The following is a 19018-nucleotide window of genomic DNA, read 5'->3' on the forward strand; positions in this document are numbered from 1 at the left end:
TAGTTTTTCAAAAATTTTCAAGAGTTTAATACTTAGTGAAAATCAAAGTTAGCATTTTGGAAACTTACCTAGATGGTTTCGTCAGCAGCTAGCTATTTTTTACTATCTGTTGCATTTGCTGAAAAAACATCCTATTTGACTCACTTAGCCTGCTCTATTTTATAGCAAAAAATGACTAGTTATAGATAAAAAGGCTATTTTTAAAATTAAATGAGTATAAAGAACGAATGACAATCAAAAGGCTTGTCCGCTGGTAAAAGTTTTCAAGAGCTATTAATAGCTTATTATCTACCCGCTTACTGTCCTTCAAAACTGTTAATATCTCCAGTATATTTTCTTAAAATTTTATTGTGTCATAGTTCGTCTGATGATCTGCACCTTGAAAAATATGCTTTATCTCATTTCAGGCTACTCATGGTTTGAAAACTATAAAATCGGTCGTCTACGAAAACCAATTGAGACTGTATTTTCAAGCCTAGAACAATTTGGAATAGAAGATTTACGCTGTCGCAATTTAAGAGCACTAAAATTTAGGGTCGAAGCAATATTGCTCACCTACTCACTCATGCTTAAAACAAGTCATGGGGACTTTGGTTTGAGTTTGAGATACTCTCTAGCTTATGTATTATAATCAACTAGCACAACAGGTTAAATTTAGTAATATGCTAAAAGCTACAGTTGGAAAGTTGAGAAAATGTAATAGACAAAAGTTATTCACTATTCAAAATTAGTTATTAAATTTCATTCCTTGGATTGATATTCAACTATTTCTATTTTTTTTGTATATTCTCATGATGGATGCAGTTATCAACATAATTCCAATCCCTAAAGCAAGCAAAATCATTATGGAATTCACCACAATAGGTACTATTGTAACACGATTGATAAGACGCATTACAGATAGAGACGCCAAGAAAAGGAAAGCGTATGATTCTAGTCTAAGCAAAGACTGCATTTGATTATCAACTGCCCTTAAAAATGGTGGCAACAAAAACAAAGTGAGTATTATAAGAAATATATTAGATGTAATTTCTTCCCCATTGTTAAAAAACAAAATCATGAGCATATTTGTAACAATTATAGTAACTGCACATATAATGAAAGAACTTTTTTTTACCATTTTTCTCACCTCCAACTTTATACTCTTTACTAAACGATGTTATGTTGCAAGTCCATAGCCCATATAAGCTCCTGAAGCAGCACATGTAGCAAGATAAACTGCTCCTGCACCCCAACCAATCGGATTAGTAGCCATAACAACCGCCATTGTTGCTCCTAGGTAAACAGAACCACCAGTAAAAACACGATCCCAATTGGCTCCAGCTTCAATTGCCATCAGTTCTTCTGTAGTAAGTGATGTAAAAACACTTGAATCAAATGTAATTGTATTCATAGTGAATACCTCCTTATATAATTATTTCTATTTTGTCTTGTTGCAACCTTGACAAGTTTAGTATAGCACCTTCTTTTAAAAAATTTTCGCCATTTCCTGAACAGTCATTTAACTTTCCTAAACAGGAAAAATTTTCCGTTTGGTACTAATAACTAATCATTCAAGAATCATATTGATAAGACTACCCAATTTCTAATTTACCATTCGAGACGTTTCAATAACCATTTAAGATTTAAAGCTTCCTTGCTTAGCTGTTCATGACATAATAGACTTGTAAATGAACACGAAAGGACCTATACAAATGACATCCTACAAACGAACATTTGTCCCACAGATTGATGCTAGGGACTGTGGTGTCGCTGCGTTAGCTTCCATCGCAAAATTCTACGGTTCGAACTATTCTCTAGCCCACTTGAGAGAGTTAGCCAAAACGAATAAGGAAGGGACGACTGCTCTTGGGATTGTAAAAGCCGCTAATGAGATGGGATTTGAAACAAGGGCTATTCAAGCAGATATGACCCTTTTTGATATGGAAGATGTACCTTATCCCTTTATCGTCCATGTCAATAAGGATGGGAGACTTCAACACTACTATGTCGTCTATCAAGCAAAAAAAGACTATCTGATCATCGGTGACCCTGATCCGACAGTCAAAATCACGAAGATGACTAAGGAACGCTTTGCCTCCGAATGGACAGGGGTTGCCATTTTTCTAGCCCCTGAAGCAAGCTATAAGCCGCATAAAGATAAAAAGAATGGACTATTGAGTTTTCTTCCTTTAATTTTTAAACAGAGCTCTCTTATCTTCTATATTGTACTAGCAAGTCTCCTAGTCACTCTCATCAATATTAGCGGTTCTTACTATATTCAAGGAATTTTAGATGAATATATTCCTAATCAGATGAAGTCCACTTTAGGAATTATCTCTATTGGCTTGATTGTCACCTATATTCTCCAGCAGATAATGAGTTTCTCTCGAGACTATCTTCTCACTGTATTGAGTCAGAGACTAAGTATTGATGTCATTCTGTCTTATATCCGCCACATCTTTGAATTACCCATGTCCTTTTTTGCCACACGGCGGACAGGGGAAGTAATCTCCCGCTTTACAGATGCCAACTCCATCATTGACGCTTTAGCATCCACCATTCTATCCCTCTTTCTGGATGTCTCTATCCTCATCATCGTTGGTAGTGTCCTTCTGGTACAAAATACCAATCTTTTTTTACTATCACTGATTTCCGTCCCTATCTACATTGCCATTATTTTCATCTTTATGAAACCATTTGAAAAGATGAATCATGATGTCATGCAAAGCAATTCCATGGTCAGCTCCGCTATTATTGAAGATATTAACGGTATCGAAACCATCAAGTCATTAACTAGCGAAGAAAGGCGCTACCAGAAAATTGACAGCGAGTTCGTTGACTATCTAGATAAGTCCTTTAGATTAAGTAAGTACTCTATCCTACAAGGAACTCTAAAACAAGGAGCTCAATTAATCCTTAATACGGGTATTCTCTGGTTTGGAGCTAGATTAGTCATGGATAACTCGATTTCTATTGGTCAACTAATTACCTTCAATACACTGCTCAGCTATTTTACCCATCCTCTGGAAAATATCATCAACCTTCAAACAAAATTACAATCTGCAAAAGTAGCTAATAATCGTCTAAATGAAGTTTACTTGGTTGAATCAGAATTTAGCGATAGTCAGACACTAACAGATAGCCAATTTCTTTCTGGTGATATTCAGTTTGAAGACCTTTCCTACAAGTATGGTTTTGGTCGTGACACCTTATCAGACATCAATCTGACAATCAAAAAAGGCGACAAGGTGAGTCTCGTAGGGATTAGTGGTTCAGGAAAGACGACTTTAGCTAAAATGATTGTCAACTTCTTTGAACCCTACAAAGGACGCATCACCATTAACAATAACGACCTCAAAATGGTGGATAAAAAAGTATTGCGAAAACATATCAACTACCTCCCTCAACAAGCCTATATCTTTAGCGGTTCTGTTTTAGAGAATTTGACCTTGGGTGCTAATCAGATGATTCGTCAAGAAGATATTTTAAGGGCTTGTGAAATTGCAGAGATCCGCCATGACATCGAACAGATGCCTATGGGCTATCAAACAGAACTCTCTGACGGAGCAGGTCTGTCCGGTGGTCAAAAACAACGGATTGCCCTAGCCAGGGCTCTTCTCACCAAAGCTTCTGTTCTCATACTCGATGAAGCGACAAGCGGTCTTGATGTCCTGACAGAAAAAAAGGTGATTGATAACCTGATGACGATGACTGATAAAACCATTATTTTTGTAGCTCATCGACTTAGCATTTCTGAGCGAACCAATCAGGTCATTGTCCTTGACCAAGGAAAAATTATTGAGACTGGCTCTCATCAGGAACTAATGGCTAAGCAAGGCTTCTACCATCATTTATTTAGTAAGTAAGGAGATGCTCCATGAATCCAAATCTGTTTAAAAGCGCTGAATTTTATCAACGACGTTACCACAACTTTGCGACACTCCTGATTATTCCTTTAATCTTGTTCGTTAGCTTTCTAGTAATTTTTTCGCTATTTGCCAAGAAGGAAGTCACTGTCACCTCACGAGGAGAAATTACTCCAACAAAGATTATCGCTTCCATTCAATCAACCAGCAATAACACCATTCTTACCAATAACCTAGTAAATAATCAGCTAGTCAAAAAAGATGAGGTCATCATCAAATACTCTGAAACCATGGAAAGCTCTCAAAAGCAGGCTATAGAAACGCAATTAGCCCTCCTTCAGCGACAAAAAACTGGACTTGAAACTCTCAAATCCAGTTTAGAGCAGGGTACAAATCTTTTTTCAGGAGATGATGAATTTGGCTATGTCAATACGTTTCATAACTTTATCACACAATCACAAGATATCGAACTTGGTATCTCGAAAGTCAATACGGAAGTGAACAACCAAGCCGCTATCGCTAGTAATACTGTCGCAGCAATCGACAATCAGATCAACGCAATCCATCAGCAAATCTCCGAATATGAAGAGCTTCGCCAAGCAATTATCAGTCAAGCTCCCAGCTTATCAGTAGGCAATCCTCACCAAGCTACTCTGAATACTTACTTGTCTCAAGCCCAAAATCCAGCTACAGTAGATCAGTACATCTCACAAATCAATCAAAGTATTTCTAGTCTTGAAAATTCCATTGCTAGTCTCACTATCCAACGTGCAGGTACTGGAAGTATCTCTACTTATGATACTAGTTTGGGAACAAAAATCGAAGTTCTCCGAACTCAGTTCCTACAAACAGCTTCTCAGCAGCTCACAACTGTCGAAAATCAAATCACCGATCTAAAATCTCAGCTTGAACAAGCAACTGTTCGATTGGATAGCAATACCATCAAAGCTCCAGAAACGGGAATTATCCATTTCAATAGTGAATTTGAAGGCAAGAACCTTATTCCAAACGGCAGTGAAATCGCTCAAATTTATCCAAATATTAGTGAAACAAGAGAAGTTCTCATTAGCTACTATGTTCCTTCAGAATATGTCTCATTGCTTGAAAAAAATCAGATCGTTCGTCTCAACCTTGAGAAAATAGGGAATCAAGCAATCACTATTATTGGAAATATCCAATCCATTGATAAGACTGCTACCAAAACAGAACAAGGAAATCTCTTTAAGATTACAGCATTAGCGAAACTTCCTGATAAGGGTAGTACACTTATCCAATACGGCTTGCAAGGACGTGTGACCAGCGTTATTGACAAAAAAACTTACTTTGATTACTATAAGGATAAAATCTTACATCATTCTCAATAAATTCGCCATTCAGGAAATTTCAAAGTCTATTCCAGAAATAGCCACACAATTGATACAATTTTGATTATAATAAAATAAAAATTATATAAAGGAGGTCCTAAAATGGACAAGAAACAAACACTAACACAATTTCCTGAGCTAACCTGTTCTGAACTTCATCACATCTCTGGTGGGAATTGGTGGACGGATGTTTTAAATAGATTTAAACAAATATCCGAAATAAAATTAACTGGAGATATTAACAAACATCAGCTAGGATAAAGTACATTGAAAAGGCATAGAGATTACCCTATGCTTTTTCAATTTATAGCTTACTCAAGACCGATTTCTAAAATTTGGCAAAAAGTGTAATCCTGACTGGTCGTATTAAGGGAGGTGAGGGGATAATGTTCGAGTATTTTCATCACATTATATAGTCCAACTCCTCTATTACTACCTTTTGAACTGGTTCCAAAAGAATAGATTTCTGAGGTATCAATCACTTCTTCTTTCATGGAATTTTCAATAATCAACATCTGTTTATCATCGACCTGCAATAAGGCAATATTAATCTTAGGCACAGTAGTGCCTATTGCTGCATCAATAGCATTATCTAACAATATCGAAGCAATGGTGATAAAATCAACCAACTCCATGCCTCTTGGCTCAAAAACTTCAGGGACCTCTAGAGTGACTGATATGTTATTCTCACTAGCCTGCATAAACTTTGCCGCTAACAGACTTTTTAAGGCTGAGTTTGGAATATTCATCAAGCGACCAATATCATATTTCGGATTCCGCAATCTTTTATGAGAGTCCTTTAATACAGTTTCATAAATTTCCTTGATTTGAGAAATATTATCATCTTCAATACTTAACCGCAAGGTCGTCAACAGATTTGCATAATCGTGTCGAAATCCTCTCACCTCTCGATAAAGCTCTTCGACATGATGACTGTAATTTTCCATATTACTCAGCTGTAAGGTTTGTTGGAGTTGCAATTTCTTTTGCAATTTTTCTCTTACATGCCTATCTAATTGCTTGATAAGGCCCATAAAAATAATTAGATAAACTACTAAAATCAACCTACGATAATCAATAGTCATTATTCCTTCATCATACTCTAAATAGGTTAAAAATTGCATCAAGACATAATAAATAACCATAGCCCAATTTGTGCGGTAGAGCACTCGCTGATCTTTCAAGTCAATCAGACTGGTTTGTAATTTTATAAAATCATACTGTGACCATTTTAGAAAAAGAAAGACAAACACTAGACTTAGTAAAGCACTAAAATAATAAAGACTATCATTTAATGATGAAATCTTTCCTTGCTCCAACAAGGATAAAATAAAGTAAGAATTAATACGATGAAAGAGATTCCACAAAGTAAGCGGAAAAAGACCGTAGAAGATAAGCAATGTTTTAGGCAGTGGCTTCAAAAACACAAAAGATAGTAATAAACAATATAGTGGTAAGTCTAAATAATACAATAAATTATTTGGCATCACCTGCTTCACAGTTGCTAAGATTACTGCTATTAAGACGCGAAGAGCCAGTGCTATGAAAATAGATCGTGAAGAAAATCGGATACGATTGATAGCGAAAAATAAGACGATGACTAAACCATTAGATAGAATAGCTTCGATAAAGTACGGAATAATCTTCATAAATCCTCCTCAATTAATGTAGCTGCTCAATCGATGACAAGGTCCCCTCCATCTTTTGTCGTGCAATCAAACAACTTGCTCCATTAGGAAAATAGAGAAGTTTAGCTTGCCTGTCCACTTTAACAACATTCTTAGGATTGATAGCAAATGAACGATGACATTGTACTAATCTCTTCTCCTGTTTTAGAATATCTGATAAGCTCGCGGTAAATTCCATTCGGTCAGTCTTGGTATAGAGAATAACTCGATGAGGAAGTGGAGAAGTCTCTATATAATAGACGTCTTCAAAAGGATATTGAACCTGAGCATATTTCGATTTGAAATAAAAGGAATCATCAGCTATTGTTTTACCCTCCTTACTTTTTGCATAGAGTAGAGCTGCTTCAATGCGAGATTCAAATTCACTAGCAGATAATTCTTTATCGATATAATCCAATGCCGATACTTGATAACGAAATGATAACGGCATAAACTCAGAGTGAGTTGTTACAAACACAATAATTGCATAGGGATCAATTGCTCGAATCTGTTTAGCAACTTGAAGACCTTTGAGTTCTTCTGACTTTATCTCAATATCCAAAAAAAATACCTGATGCGAACCTCTCTGGTGAATGGAATGAATCAACTGATCAGGCTTTCCAAAAATATCAAAATACGTTGGCTCAATCTGATGTTTCTCTAGTAATGTTTCAATCACTTGCTCAAGTCGGGTTTGTTGCCTAAAATCATCTTCCAATACAAATATATCCATACTAAAAATCTCCTTTATTGAGCCATTGTTCTACCAAATGTTGATAACGACGTCTAGAAAACCGAACTTGACGCTCTCCCTCATACCCAAGAAGAATCGTCTTATTTTGAAGATTAATTTCAGTCACTTTTGAAATATTCACTAAACAATTTCTATGGCATCTAACAAAATAATCTGAATAAAGGCTTTCTATATTTTGAAGTTTCTCTAAAATAGCATAGGTCTTTTTTTCAGTCACAATTTCAATATAGTGTGGTTTTTCCGGATGTGACTTTATATAATAAACATCAGCTATCCTCACCTTCATCGCATGTTGCTTCGTTTTAATCATCATAAAATTCATTGGTTTCCCTCCTTTTAATCAAAGAATATCACAAAACCAATGTTCCATTTGTCCTCAATCCCAAATGGTAATCGAAACATCCTGAATGGCAAGTCATTTCCTATTTAAGAAATTTTAATAACCATTCAGGAAATACCCTATAAGACTAACTAAAATAATGATAAACTAATACATACTAAACTTTGGAAAGGAATAGTTATGATTGAAATTTTTCCAAATTCTTTGATTAGTTTCTTTATTGCTTTAATAACTAAAATATATTTATTAAGTAAAAGAAAATATCGTGATATCAAGATTTCTCTCTATTATCATCCCTATAAATCTCATATTCCTACTACCTATTTTATCATAAAATCAATGTTTTTATCAGCAAATCAGCTGAATTTGTATTTACAAGATATACGAGCTCATTCAGAACTCGCAAATATTATCATCATTGGAAGTCACATCAACTACGAAGAACTTTTCAGAAATCATTATCGAGTGTTTGGAGTCATTGATACCACAGAAAATAAATCTCTAAAGTTTATTAGAGATCAAATTCATTTGTATTTAGACAGTCTATATGATTCAAAGAACGTGTAGGGCTGCAAAGTGTTGGGATGAATTGCTCCAGTCAGGTTTATCTTCTCATAATCATATCTAGCCAATCGTCTACTTTGTGGATCAATATTATTGAAATTGAACAACACTTCGACTACTTTATTAAGATGAGCGAGCTTATCCTGTAAGTCCGTGATAATCAAATCTAGTTGAGCAATCTCTTTAACTAGTTCGTCTTTTACTTCTTGATAGGACTGGCTATTAATCTCCAACTCGACCAAGAGGTTTATTTCCAAATTTTTCCTTGAAACTTGCTAACGTTGGTCGTCTGCATTTCGAAATATGCTTACTGTCATGTGTCAACTGACGAATCAAATCATGCCCTCGCATATAGCGATTCAATCTAGAATTCTCTTTGTTATGAATGACACAAAATCAGAGATTTTAGTGGATCATAAAGTGATGGCTCACTATCCTACCATTCAGGATTTTGGGCAAGCGCAGGTTCTTGGAAACCTTTTGAAGAGGTGATGACATAGGAGTTTCAGATTTCAGTCGATATTTCTAAAAAAATCAACTGAAATCTGAAAAGATAAACGCTAAGCTAGACGAGGCGGATGTAAGGTGCAAGCTTCGCTACTTTTATGAATCTTTTAGTCGAGAGTTACTGCCTGGCGGAATTGTTCTATCAGAGCAAGTACAGAAGGATTTTCAGAAATAGCTAATCTTGTAAATTCTCTAGAAGCATTAAAGGCGGCTAATAGACCAATACGAATTATCTTTTAAGGCTTACACTCAAGAATGCATTCTGGTGTAATGAAAAAAATTTACATTTTAACGCATATTCAGCAAAGTAAAAAAGTGAGTATAGCCATTGTTAACTGTAGCAGGTGAGCCTAATGAAGCACAAGAGGAGACCAAATTCGTCTTCTCTTTGGAACTTTTCGGAGACAAGCTAAAACGGTCTTTTCTCAGACCGTTTGACTATTTAAAGTGAAGAAGATGCGTTTCTTAAAGTTGTCAAAGTTGCTATAGCTAAAAGCATTGCATCTGATGGCTTTGATGAGTTTGTTAACTGATTCAAGTTTAGCATTGAAATAATACCCTACAAAAAGATAGGAAAGATTTCATTCCTGCAAGGCATAAACAAAGCTCCTGCTGAAATATGGTCTTTTCCCTTATAAATCGTACCGTCTAAATCAATCAAATATCCTGTATAGGTCATCTAGTCTCCTCATTCAAACCGTGCTTCCCAATGCTCCGCCTGATGTGCTTCAAAACAAAGCGCTATTTGTTCGGCTGTATTTTTCGTCAAAGACAGGAGAGGTAAATCATCCAAAGCAAAGTAGTCACTTGCAATGGTTTCTAAATTTGCCTGAAATTGCCCATCGATTCTTCGGCATAGGTAAAAAATCTTGGTCACATGGTAGGCAGAACGACTAGGATTGCTCTTTGACTTATCCAAAATAGCCACTAATCGCTCCACCTCTACTTCAAGTCCTGCTTCTTCCTGTACTTCTTTGATGACATTGTCCATCGTTGACTGATCGACATCGCACCAGCCTCCCGGTAGCGACCATAGGCCATCATTTTCTTGCACCAAAAGAATTTTCTCTTGTTCAATAATCGCTGCTCGTGTGTCTAATTTTGGGGTCTGATACCCCGATTCATTACAAAATAAATCTTGTACTGTTTCCAAGGGGAAGCCTGAGGGCTCAACCAACATTTCAGCAGCTATCTGGCGAATTTCTTCAAAGCGTTCGATGTCATAGACATCCTTGCCATAAGCCAGACCTGTCTGTGCCAAGGCCTGCAAACGGATGGCCCATTTGAGCCAGTTATCCTCTGTTGCCATCTCTTTTCTCCCATTTGATCATACCTTGGGCATTGAGCTGGCCTTTGGACCAGATTTCATGGTGGCTGATACCTTCTTCCTGCACAACTTTTGTCGTCACTGTGGCCCCTGGCGCCACTTCTTTTATGTACTTAAGCTGAAAATAGGCTGGCCGATACTGAAGAAGAAAATCATAATCTAGACTCTCATACATCCATTCGAGGTACTTGCTATTGTTCACATGGCCATTTAAGTCTATGTCAAAATACCGCACTCTCTCTCTGCCTCAACAGCTTCTTCTAAGAGGTCATATTTCGGTGCACGTGCTACTTTTTTCACTTTTTCTGATTGATATGGAGCAATCAATTCCTCTGGAACAGGGCTGACCTTTCTCGTCTCAAAATCAATCAAGACAAAATAAGCTAAAATTTTAATCAGTAAAGCTCCTGTTTCATCATAGACATGAAAAGTCCGATAGCAGAAAAACTTATTGTAAGAAATTGCTTCTGTCTCAATCGTAATCGCTTCCTGATAGTGTGGCAATCGAGTGATATCCACTTCATAATCCGTCACCACCCAGACAAGGCCATACTGCTCAAAGATTTCCTTATCTCCGCGCCCTAGAAGATCTGATTGGCGACCAGATAAGGCTAAACAATAGGCTAAAAAGCCTGGAATCTTTAATTCTTGCTTGACATCTACCATATCAAAGGGCAGAGTCAGTGTTTCCTGATAACGTAGTCCCATTAGTCCTCTCCTAGTATAAATCGTTCTGCAACCGTATCCCCAAGAAACAGTCCCTTCTTGGTCATTCGAATACGTCCCTCTGTTTCTTGAAGCAATCCTTCTGCTTTCAACTCTGCTACAACCTGACCATAGAGTCTCTCAAAGGAAGTCTGGAATTTTTCTTCAAATCGTGCAATGGAGACTCCTGTCTTTTTCCGCAAACCTAAAAACATTTCTTCCTCCATTTGCTCAGCTTGCGATAACTGCTCTTCGTGAAGCCTTGCATGACCTTTTTCACGAATGGATTTTAAGTAATGTTGAATCGGCCCACGATTACGATACCGCATACCCTTGATATAACCAGAAGCCCCTGCTCCAAGTCCAAAATATTCTGCATTATCCCAGTACATGAGATTGTGTCTGCTTTCAAAGCCTGGCTTGGTGAAATTGGAAATCTCATAGTGCTCAAAGCCATTTTTTTCCAATTCCTGCAAGATGTACTCGAACATATCTGACTCGACATCTTCATTGGGTAGGTGCAGATTGCCCCTGCGCTGTCGATTCATAAAAACAGTATGGTTTTCTAAAATTAAGCTATACAGGCTCATATGAGGAATGTCAAGTTCTAAGGCTCTTGCTACATTATCCTTGACCTGCTCCATGGTTTGACCTGGTAAGGCATAGATTAAATCAATCGAAATATTATAAAAACCAGCCTCTTTTAAAGCACCAATCGTCTCATAAATCTGAGCTTGATTATGAGAACGCCCAATTTTCTTGAGCATCCGATCATCAAAAGTTTGAACACCCAGTGAAACCCGATTGCATTTGGATTTTCGGAGAACAGCGATTTTATCAGCTGTCAAATCTCCAGGATTGGCTTCAATCGTAAATTCTTCCACTTCCGACAAGTCTAGGATAGCTTCTAGATTTGTCAGCAAGTAATCTAATTGCTCTGCCGAGAGAGCTGAAGGTGTCCCGCCCCCAATATAGAGCGTTTTTAAAGGCGGTAAATCATAGAAACGTACTTCTTCCATGAGAGCAGCTAAATACTCATCAACAGGCTGGTTTTTAATAAATACCTTTGAAAAATCACAATAATAGCAAATCTGCGTACAAAAAGGAATATGCACATAAGCTGAAGTCGGTCTGTTTGTCATGAAGCTATTATACCACACTCACCCCTTTTCGTCAGAAAGAGGAAATGGAAAGGGAGTTAAACAGAAAGCAACTCCTGTTCTTATCCGCTTATAACGTAGCACTCACTTGTTGCGCTTCTGGCATCTCTTGAGCGCAAGATAAAAAGGTCCACCGGACCTTTTCACACTCACCCCTTTTCGTCAGAAAGAGGGAATTGGAAAGAGAGTGAAACAGAAAGCAACTCCTGTTCTTATCCTCCTCTTATAACATACCACTCACTTATTGCGCTTCTAGCAGCTCTTGAGCGCAAGATAAAAAGGTCCACCGGACCTTTTTATTTCTCCAAATGCCAAATATCTTCGTTGTACTGCTCAATTGTGCGGTCACTTGAGAAGAAACCTGCTTTGGCAATATTAACAATAACTTTTTCTAACCAAGCGTCGCGGTCTTCGTAGTCTCTCAACATCCGTTCCTTGGTTTCAATGTACTCTTCTAAATCTAGAAGGGTCATAAAGTAATCATTGTGCCTAAGATTGTCTTGCAATCTCCACAAGCGCTCGTCAATTCCTCCTGCTTGGCGAATAACATCACTGGTAATAAAGTCTACTAAGGGACGAATGGCTTCCTTTTCATAGAAATGATGTGGGTGATAGGTACCATTTGCATAATGATCAATGACCGTCTGACTATCTTGACCAAAGATGTAGATATTATCATCGCCAACTAGCTCATGGATTTCCACATTTGCGCCGTCATCTGTACCAATTGTCAAGGCACCATTTAGCATAAATTTCATATTTCCTGTCCCAGACGCTTCTTTTGAAGCAAGGGAAATCTGCTCTGAAATATCTGCTGCTGGAATGATGAAACTTGCTTCTGTTACATTATAATTTTCAATCATCACTAATTGTAGGTGTGGGCTCACTTCAGGGTCATGCTGAATGACTTGTGATAAGACCAAGATCAAATGGATAATATCTTGCGCGATTGTGTAGGCTGGAGCCGCTTTTCCGCCGAAGAATACGGTCAATGGACGAGCAGGAATATTCCCCGCCTTGATGTCCAAATACTTATGAATGACATATAAAACATTCATCTGTTGCCGTTTGTATTCGTGCATCCGTTTGATTTGCACATCAAATATTGAATCCGGATTGACCTCAACCCCTTGTGTTTTGGCAATATGGCGTTGCAATTTCCGTTTATTGTGGTGTTTAATCTTTTCTAATTCCTGTTTGAGTGCTACATCGTCCTTATAACCAAGCAAGTCTTCCAAGGCCTCTGCCCGACGGTGATAATCACGACCAATCAAGTCATCCAAATAATGGGCTAAACGTGGGTTGGCATGCATGAGCCAACGGCGGAAGGTAATCCCATTAGTCTTATTATTGAATTTATCAGGATACAAGTCATAAAAGGCCTTGAGCTCAGATGATTTTAAAATCTCCGTATGAAGCGCAGCAACTCCATTGATTGAGTAGCCATAGTGAATATCCATATGCGCCATATGTACACGACCATGCTCATCAATGATATTAACTGCAGGATCGTTCTCGATTTCTTTTGCACGGCGGTCCAATTCTTCAATAAATGGTACTAAGTGTGGGACAACTTTATTCAGGAATTCCAGTGGCCATTTCTCCAAGGCTTCAGACAAAATGGTATGGTTGGTGTAAGCTGTCATGCTCTTGACAATCTCCACAGCTTCATCAAAGGCAATGCCACGCAGTTCCAAAAGACGAATCAATTCAGGAATAACCAAGGAAGGGTGCGTATCATTGATTTGAACCACCGCATAATCTGCCAAATCATGCAAGTTTGAACCTTTAGCAATTGCTTCATCAATCAAAAGTTGCGCAGCATTTGACACCATAAAATACTGTTGGAAAATTCGCAAGATTTTTCCTTGGTCTGTCGAATCATCTGGATACAAGAAAAGAGTCAAATTACGGAAAATATCATCCATATCAAAGTCGATACCGTCATCAATGATATTGTCATCAACAGACGCCAAGTCAAAGAGACGAAGACGATTTTTCTTTTCTGTCTTATAACCAGGCACATCAATATCATAGAGTTTTGAAGTCAAGATAAAATTCGCAAATGGTACTTGATAGGAAATCGGAGATTCTGTCAACCAAGAACGTGGTGTAATCCATTCATTTGGAACAGCTGACTGCTGATGATACTGGAATAACTGACGGAACAAGCCAAAATGATAGTTCAAACCAACACCGTCACCACTCAAGCCAAGACTAGCAATGGAATCAAGGAAGCAGGCTGCCAGACGACCCAAACCACCATTGCCCAAAGAAGGTTCCATCTCCATTTCTTCAATCGTAATCAAATCTTTTCCAGCTACTGCTAGCTGGCGTTTTACTTCATCATATAAACCTAAGTTAATCAGATTATTCGACAAGAGTTTTCCAATCAAAAACTCTGCTGAAATATAGTAAACTTTTTTCTTTTGGTCATTGGTGCATTTTGCTTCACTCCGCTGCTTTGTAAAGGCAAGAAGGGCATAATATAATTCCTGATCCGAACAATCTTCAATGCGCTTTGCATACATGGTTTGCACAAAATTTTGTAAATTAATCATTGTTTTTGTAAACTCCTGCCGTTTTCATTTTTTATAGAAATAAATATGCAAATTTTCCACTTTTTTTGGAAACGTTTTCCTACGTATTATACTATATTTTGACCCAAAAGGCAAGTCTTGAGCAAGAAAAAATTTACACCTAAAGATGTAAATTTTTTCAGAATAGCTTACTTAGAAATCAGTGTTTCAAGACCAACTGTCATCATATCTGTGAAGGTTGTTTGACGTTCTTCTGCTGTTGTATCTTCATCTGGATTAACAAGGCTATCTGAAATGGTCATAATGCCTAGGGCTTCTACACCATGTTGTGCAGCAAGGTAGTAAAGGGCTGCTGCTTCCATTTCAACAGCATGAACGCCCATGGTGCCTAACTTGATATTTTGCTCAGCAAAGTTTGAGTAAAAGACATCAGACGACAAGACAGAGCCCACATGCGTGGTCATACCTAATTCTTTAGCAATATGATAGGCCTTGTCCAGCAGATTGAAACTAGCAATCTGTGGGAAGTCATACATAGGCCAATCGTTGCGAATGATGTTTGAATTGGTCGCTGCTGCTTGTACCAAGACCAATTCACGGACATGGACATCTGGATTGAGTGAACCTGCGGTCCCCACACGAATCAAGCGTTTTACACCATAGTCCACAATCAACTCACGCACATAGATAGAAATAGACGGCATTCCCATCCCTGTTCCCATCACGCTCACACGCTCCCCTTTGTAAGTCCCCGTGTAGCCATACATGCCACGAATTTCGTTGAACAACACCGCATCTTCTAAGAAATTTTCTGCGATGAATTTTGCCCGCAAAGGGTCACCCGGTAATAAAATCTTGTCAGCAATCTCGCCAACTTTTGCTCCAATATGAATAGACATCTCTTCTCCTCTTATAAACCTGCCAAGACTGCTTTGATGAAGCCTTTGAAATCTTCCTTAATGCGTGTTGTCACTTCGACGACCTCTTCATGATTGAGTGAACTTTGGAACCCAGCTGCATAGTTAGTAATCGCTGAAATTCCTAAAACTTTCATCCCTGAATGCACGGCCACAATGACTTCTGGTACAGTTGACATACCGACCGCAGAAGCGCCCATGGTTTGGTAGGCACGGATTTCCGCTGGTGTTTCATAAGTTGGACCAGACACACCTAGATAGACACCTTCTTCTACCTGAACACCAATCTTCTCTGCAATTTCTTTCGCTTTGGCACGGTAATCCTTGCTGTAAGCATCTGACATATCTGGGAAGCGTGGACCAAATTCATCCAAGTTTTCACCAATGAGCGGATTGGTCCCAATCATGTTGATGTGGTCATTGATCATCATAAGAGTTCCTGGGCCATAGCCAATACCACCTGCTGCGTTTGTCACGATGATACTATGACAGCCAAGTGACTTCATCACCCGAACTGGGAAAGTAACGACTTCCATTGGATTTCCTTCATAGAAGTGGAAACGTCCTTGAAGAGCCAACACTTTCTTACCCGCCAAGTCTCCATAAACTAATTTACCAGCGTGACCGACAACAGTCGATTTACCCCAGTTTGGAATCTCTGCATAGTCAATGACAATCGCATTTTCTACTTCATCAGCCAATTCGCCCAAGCCAGACCCCAAAATCAAGCCAAATTCTGGCGCTGTAAGCCCTTTTGCTTCCAAAAAGTTCTTTGTTTCTTGAATGTTTTCCATTAATGACATCTTTTTTCTTTCTCCTTAGTTTGATATTCTTTCTTCCACTTCCGAATCTTTGTTCGAAAGTTAGTAAAGGGTGCAACGGTATTGATATGAATCCATTTCCAAACAGACCACTTGCTGGGCGTTGAACTAGCCCATTTTCTGATTTCTGGCTGAAACAATTCCTCATCGGTGTAGCGATTTACCTGCTCTAAGATAGCGCCCACCTCTTTTTCAAACTGCGTCATCAACTCTTGCAAAGAGTAGTCTGCATACTCTCTATAAAATTGCTGATAGAGTCCGCCGAGCTGATTCCACTTAAAGTCTCTATGCGGTGTAATCACGTCAAGTCCTGCCTGCTCATCCTTTTCCCAGCCTTGCAACAGTTTCAACCAACCTAATTGATAGGCAAGCATCTGGGCTGGACTGCGATCCACCCCGTCTAGCAGCAAATCCTTGTCCTGCTCAGAAATCACCGAAAATTCTCCAATAAAGAGGTCGGCTTTTTTCTCTATTTCTGCTAGTAAGGCTGCCTTGGATTCATATTTTTTCATATTATACCAATTTATCTAGGAAACTTTCTCCAATTTGGCTCTTTTCAACGCCAAAGTTATCCGCAATGGTCGCTGAGATGTCCGCAAAATGCCCAACTGGAATACGGCCTGCACCTGTGAGCGATTTTCCAAAGATGAGCAATGGGACATACTCACGGGTGTGGTCTGTTCCGACATAGGTAGGGTCATTTCCGTGGTCAGCCGTAATCATGAGGAGGTCATCTTCACGAAGGTTTTCAATAATTTCTGGCAAGCGGGCATCAAATTCTTCCAAGCAATCGCGGTAGCCTGCTGTATCACGACGATGTCCGTAGACTGCGTCAAAGTCAACGAGGTTGGTAAATGACAGACCTTTTGTAAAGTCTTCATTTTGCAAGGCCTTGATGAAATTATCCACACCGTGGTTGTTAGACTGATTATGACCCATATCGTGGGAAATTCCTGCACTATTGAAGATGTCGTTGATCTTTCCAACACCGTAGGTATCAATACCTGCTGCTTTCAAGTTATCAAGCACGGTTGGAGCAAATGGAGAAACAGCATAGTCATGACGGTTAGCAGTCCGTATGAAATTGCCCGGTGTTCCCACATAGGGACGCGCAATGATGCGACCTAATAGAGATGGACGCTCAAGTGTAATCGAACGTGCGTATTCACAGATTTTATAAAGTTCTTCTAGTGGAATAATGTCCTCGTGAGCGGCGATTTGAAGAACAGGGTCGGCAGATGTGTAGACAATCAACTCACCTGTTTCCATTTGGCGTGGACCAAAATCATCAATAACTGCTGTTCCTGAATACGGTTTATTGGCCTCACGAATGATTTTTCGTCCTGAAAATGCTTCAATTTTTTGGAGAAGCTCTTCTGGAAAACCATCCCAGAAGGTATCAAATGGATCAGTGATATTAAGTCCCATAATTTCCCAGTGACCGGTCATAGTATCCTTTCCACGTGATACCTCTTCTAATTTTGTCACATAACCTGTTGGATTTTCCTCAGCAGCAACGGTTTTGAGCGGTGTAGTACGCTCGATATTGCCCAGACCAATCTTTGCCATATTTGGGACATTCAAACCTGCCGTTTCTGAGATATGACCTAAAGTATCTGACGTCGTATCTGGCTCTCCTGCATTAAAAAATTGATCTGCATCTGGTGCAGCTCCAATCCCTACGGAATCAAGCACCACAACGTGCATACGTTTAAATTTTGCCATTTCTTTCTCCTTTAAATGAATGATTACTTCTATTATAACACAAAAACGCTTTCCTAGTCATTTCTAGGCAAAGCGTTTCCTGCATCTCATCGTTTTTCAAGTAAGCGTGGCCCGTCTGGGTAGCCTACGATAACTTTTGAAATCAACTGGATAAAGAGGCCGTGCTCTACGACACCCACTGTCTGGTCTAATTCATCGGCAAGGACTTCCGCATCGGCAATCTCTTTTAAGTCTAAGTCAATGATGTAGTTTTTCATATCGGTCACGAGTTTTTCTCCGTCTTTCATACGGAAACTTGGGCGATAGCCTTTTTCTTCAAATTTCCGAAAGAGATTTTCAGCGCCATACTGAACCACTTCAACTGGTAATTTAAAGGCTCCTAACGTTTCAACAACTTTTGACTCATCCACAATCCAAATGCAATCCTTGCTATTGACTGCAACAATTTTTTCCATTAAAAGAGCAGCACCACCACCTTTAATCCCATTAAAAGCAGCATCCACTTCATCAGCACCATCAACTGTGATATCTACATAGGCTACCTCATCAATGGATTTTAAAGGAATTCCTAGAGAAGCAGCGTGCTCGGACGTAGCACTGGACGTCGTTACACCAACGATGGACAATCCTTCTTCCTGAACACGGCGTCCTAACTCCTGTACAAAATAATAAGCAGTAGACCCCGTTCCAAGACCCACAATCATTCCATCTGTCACAAATTCAGCAGCTTTTATCCCCACCTGCTCTTTCAAATTTAGCATCTACCGACTCCTTTTAAA

16 protein-coding genes and 5 pseudogenes are annotated in these 19018 nt (G+C 38.8%); 4 read left to right on the forward strand and 17 right to left on the reverse strand.

From position 1 onward, the window contains the following. Window positions 1-406 precede the first annotated feature (406 nt). A pseudogene (locus A4H00_RS11565) lies at window positions 407-631 on the forward strand (transposase); the annotation flags it as partial. A gap of 129 nt (window positions 632-760) precedes the next feature. On the opposite strand, the gene A4H00_RS10730 reads toward A4H00_RS11565, so the two are convergent. Next, the gene (locus A4H00_RS10730; protein WP_067090984.1) at window positions 761-1120 is read right to left on the reverse strand and encodes a hypothetical protein; all 360 of its coding nucleotides are present in this window, start codon (window positions 1118-1120) and stop codon (window positions 761-763) included. Between the two features lie 39 nt (window positions 1121-1159). Then, a complete protein-coding gene (locus A4H00_RS10735; RefSeq protein ID WP_067090986.1) occupies window positions 1160-1393 on the reverse strand; it encodes a bacteriocin-type signal sequence in 234 nt (77 codons plus the stop codon). Window positions 1394-1694: 301 nt separating this feature from the next. Between A4H00_RS10735 and A4H00_RS10740 the strand changes: the two genes are divergently transcribed. The 3 genes from A4H00_RS10740 (at window position 1695) to A4H00_RS11570 (ending at window position 5473) form a co-directional block, all read left to right on the forward strand. Further along, on the forward strand, window positions 1695-3848 hold the full coding sequence (locus A4H00_RS10740; RefSeq protein WP_067090990.1) for a peptide cleavage/export ABC transporter: 2154 nt from the start codon (window positions 1695-1697) through the stop codon (window positions 3846-3848). An 11-nt stretch (window positions 3849-3859) separates the two neighbouring features. Further along, window positions 3860-5212, forward strand: coding sequence for a bacteriocin secretion accessory protein (locus tag A4H00_RS10745; protein WP_067090993.1), 1353 nt, complete (start codon window positions 3860-3862; stop codon window positions 5210-5212). Between the two features lie 102 nt (window positions 5213-5314). Next, the gene (locus tag A4H00_RS11570; protein ID WP_082815641.1) at window positions 5315-5473 is read left to right on the forward strand and encodes a ComC/BlpC family leader-containing pheromone/bacteriocin; all 159 of its coding nucleotides are present in this window, start codon (window positions 5315-5317) and stop codon (window positions 5471-5473) included. Window positions 5474-5523: 50 nt separating this feature from the next. Here the strand turns inward: A4H00_RS11570 and A4H00_RS10750 are convergent, their stop codons facing one another. The 15 genes and pseudogenes from A4H00_RS10750 to rpiA all read right to left on the reverse strand — a co-directional run bounded on the left by A4H00_RS10750 (window position 5524) and on the right by rpiA (window position 19000). Further along, entirely contained in the window at window positions 5524-6861 is a 1338-nt protein-coding gene (locus A4H00_RS10750; RefSeq protein ID WP_067090995.1) for a sensor histidine kinase, read from the reverse strand. 13 nt (window positions 6862-6874) lie between these two features. Beyond that, window positions 6875-7612: a response regulator transcription factor gene (locus A4H00_RS10755; protein WP_067090997.1), complete on the reverse strand. Its 738-nt coding sequence runs from the start codon at window positions 7610-7612 to the stop codon at window positions 6875-6877. A 1-nt stretch (window position 7613) separates the two neighbouring features. Further along, entirely contained in the window at window positions 7614-7955 is a 342-nt protein-coding gene (locus A4H00_RS10760) for a LytTR family DNA-binding domain-containing protein (RefSeq protein ID WP_067090998.1), read from the reverse strand. Between the two features lie 605 nt (window positions 7956-8560). Then, window positions 8561-8924, reverse strand: a pseudogene (locus A4H00_RS11700) (helical hairpin domain-containing protein); the annotation flags it as partial. Between the two features lie 545 nt (window positions 8925-9469). After that, window positions 9470-9598: pseudogene (locus A4H00_RS11930) on the reverse strand (transposase); the annotation flags it as partial. A gap of 41 nt (window positions 9599-9639) precedes the next feature. Beyond that, window positions 9640-9723: pseudogene (locus A4H00_RS11705) on the reverse strand (TIGR01457 family HAD-type hydrolase); the annotation flags it as partial. Between the two features lie 9 nt (window positions 9724-9732). Continuing rightward, entirely contained in the window at window positions 9733-10353 is a 621-nt protein-coding gene (locus A4H00_RS10770; RefSeq protein WP_067090999.1) for an NUDIX hydrolase N-terminal domain-containing protein, read from the reverse strand. After that, a pseudogene (locus A4H00_RS10775) lies at window positions 10337-11079 on the reverse strand (acyl-ACP thioesterase domain-containing protein). Before A4H00_RS10775 ends, A4H00_RS10770 begins: the two are co-directional and overlap by 17 nt. Beyond that, a complete protein-coding gene (hemW, locus tag A4H00_RS10780) occupies window positions 11079-12218 on the reverse strand; it encodes a radical SAM family heme chaperone HemW (RefSeq protein WP_067091626.1) in 1140 nt (379 codons plus the stop codon). The pseudogene A4H00_RS10775 and the gene hemW overlap by 1 nt, the downstream one beginning before the upstream one ends. A gap of 314 nt (window positions 12219-12532) precedes the next feature. After that, entirely contained in the window at window positions 12533-14797 is a 2265-nt protein-coding gene (locus A4H00_RS10785) for a glycogen/starch/alpha-glucan phosphorylase (RefSeq protein ID WP_067091000.1), read from the reverse strand. A 167-nt stretch (window positions 14798-14964) separates the two neighbouring features. Continuing rightward, window positions 14965-15675, reverse strand: a complete 711-nt coding sequence (gene deoD / locus A4H00_RS10790; RefSeq protein WP_067091001.1) for a purine-nucleoside phosphorylase — start codon at window positions 15673-15675, stop codon at window positions 14965-14967. 11 nt (window positions 15676-15686) lie between these two features. After that, window positions 15687-16496: a purine-nucleoside phosphorylase gene (locus A4H00_RS10795; protein WP_067091002.1), complete on the reverse strand. Its 810-nt coding sequence runs from the start codon at window positions 16494-16496 to the stop codon at window positions 15687-15689. Then, a complete protein-coding gene (locus A4H00_RS10800) occupies window positions 16487-17026 on the reverse strand; it encodes a ClbS/DfsB family four-helix bundle protein (RefSeq protein ID WP_067091004.1) in 540 nt (179 codons plus the stop codon). Before A4H00_RS10800 ends, A4H00_RS10795 begins: the two co-directional genes overlap by 10 nt. 1 nt (window position 17027) lies before the next feature. Continuing rightward, window positions 17028-18239 carry a phosphopentomutase gene (locus A4H00_RS10805; RefSeq protein WP_067091006.1) on the reverse strand — a complete coding sequence of 404 codons (1212 nt, stop codon included), beginning with the start codon at window positions 18237-18239 and terminating at the stop codon, window positions 17028-17030. An 86-nt stretch (window positions 18240-18325) separates the two neighbouring features. Next, window positions 18326-19000, reverse strand: coding sequence for a ribose-5-phosphate isomerase RpiA (rpiA, locus tag A4H00_RS10810; protein ID WP_067091012.1), 675 nt, complete (start codon window positions 18998-19000; stop codon window positions 18326-18328). Between the last annotated feature and the right edge of the window lie 18 nt (window positions 19001-19018).

Source organism: Streptococcus marmotae (genome assembly GCF_001623565.1).
Taxonomy (GTDB): domain Bacteria; phylum Bacillota; class Bacilli; order Lactobacillales; family Streptococcaceae; genus Streptococcus; species Streptococcus marmotae.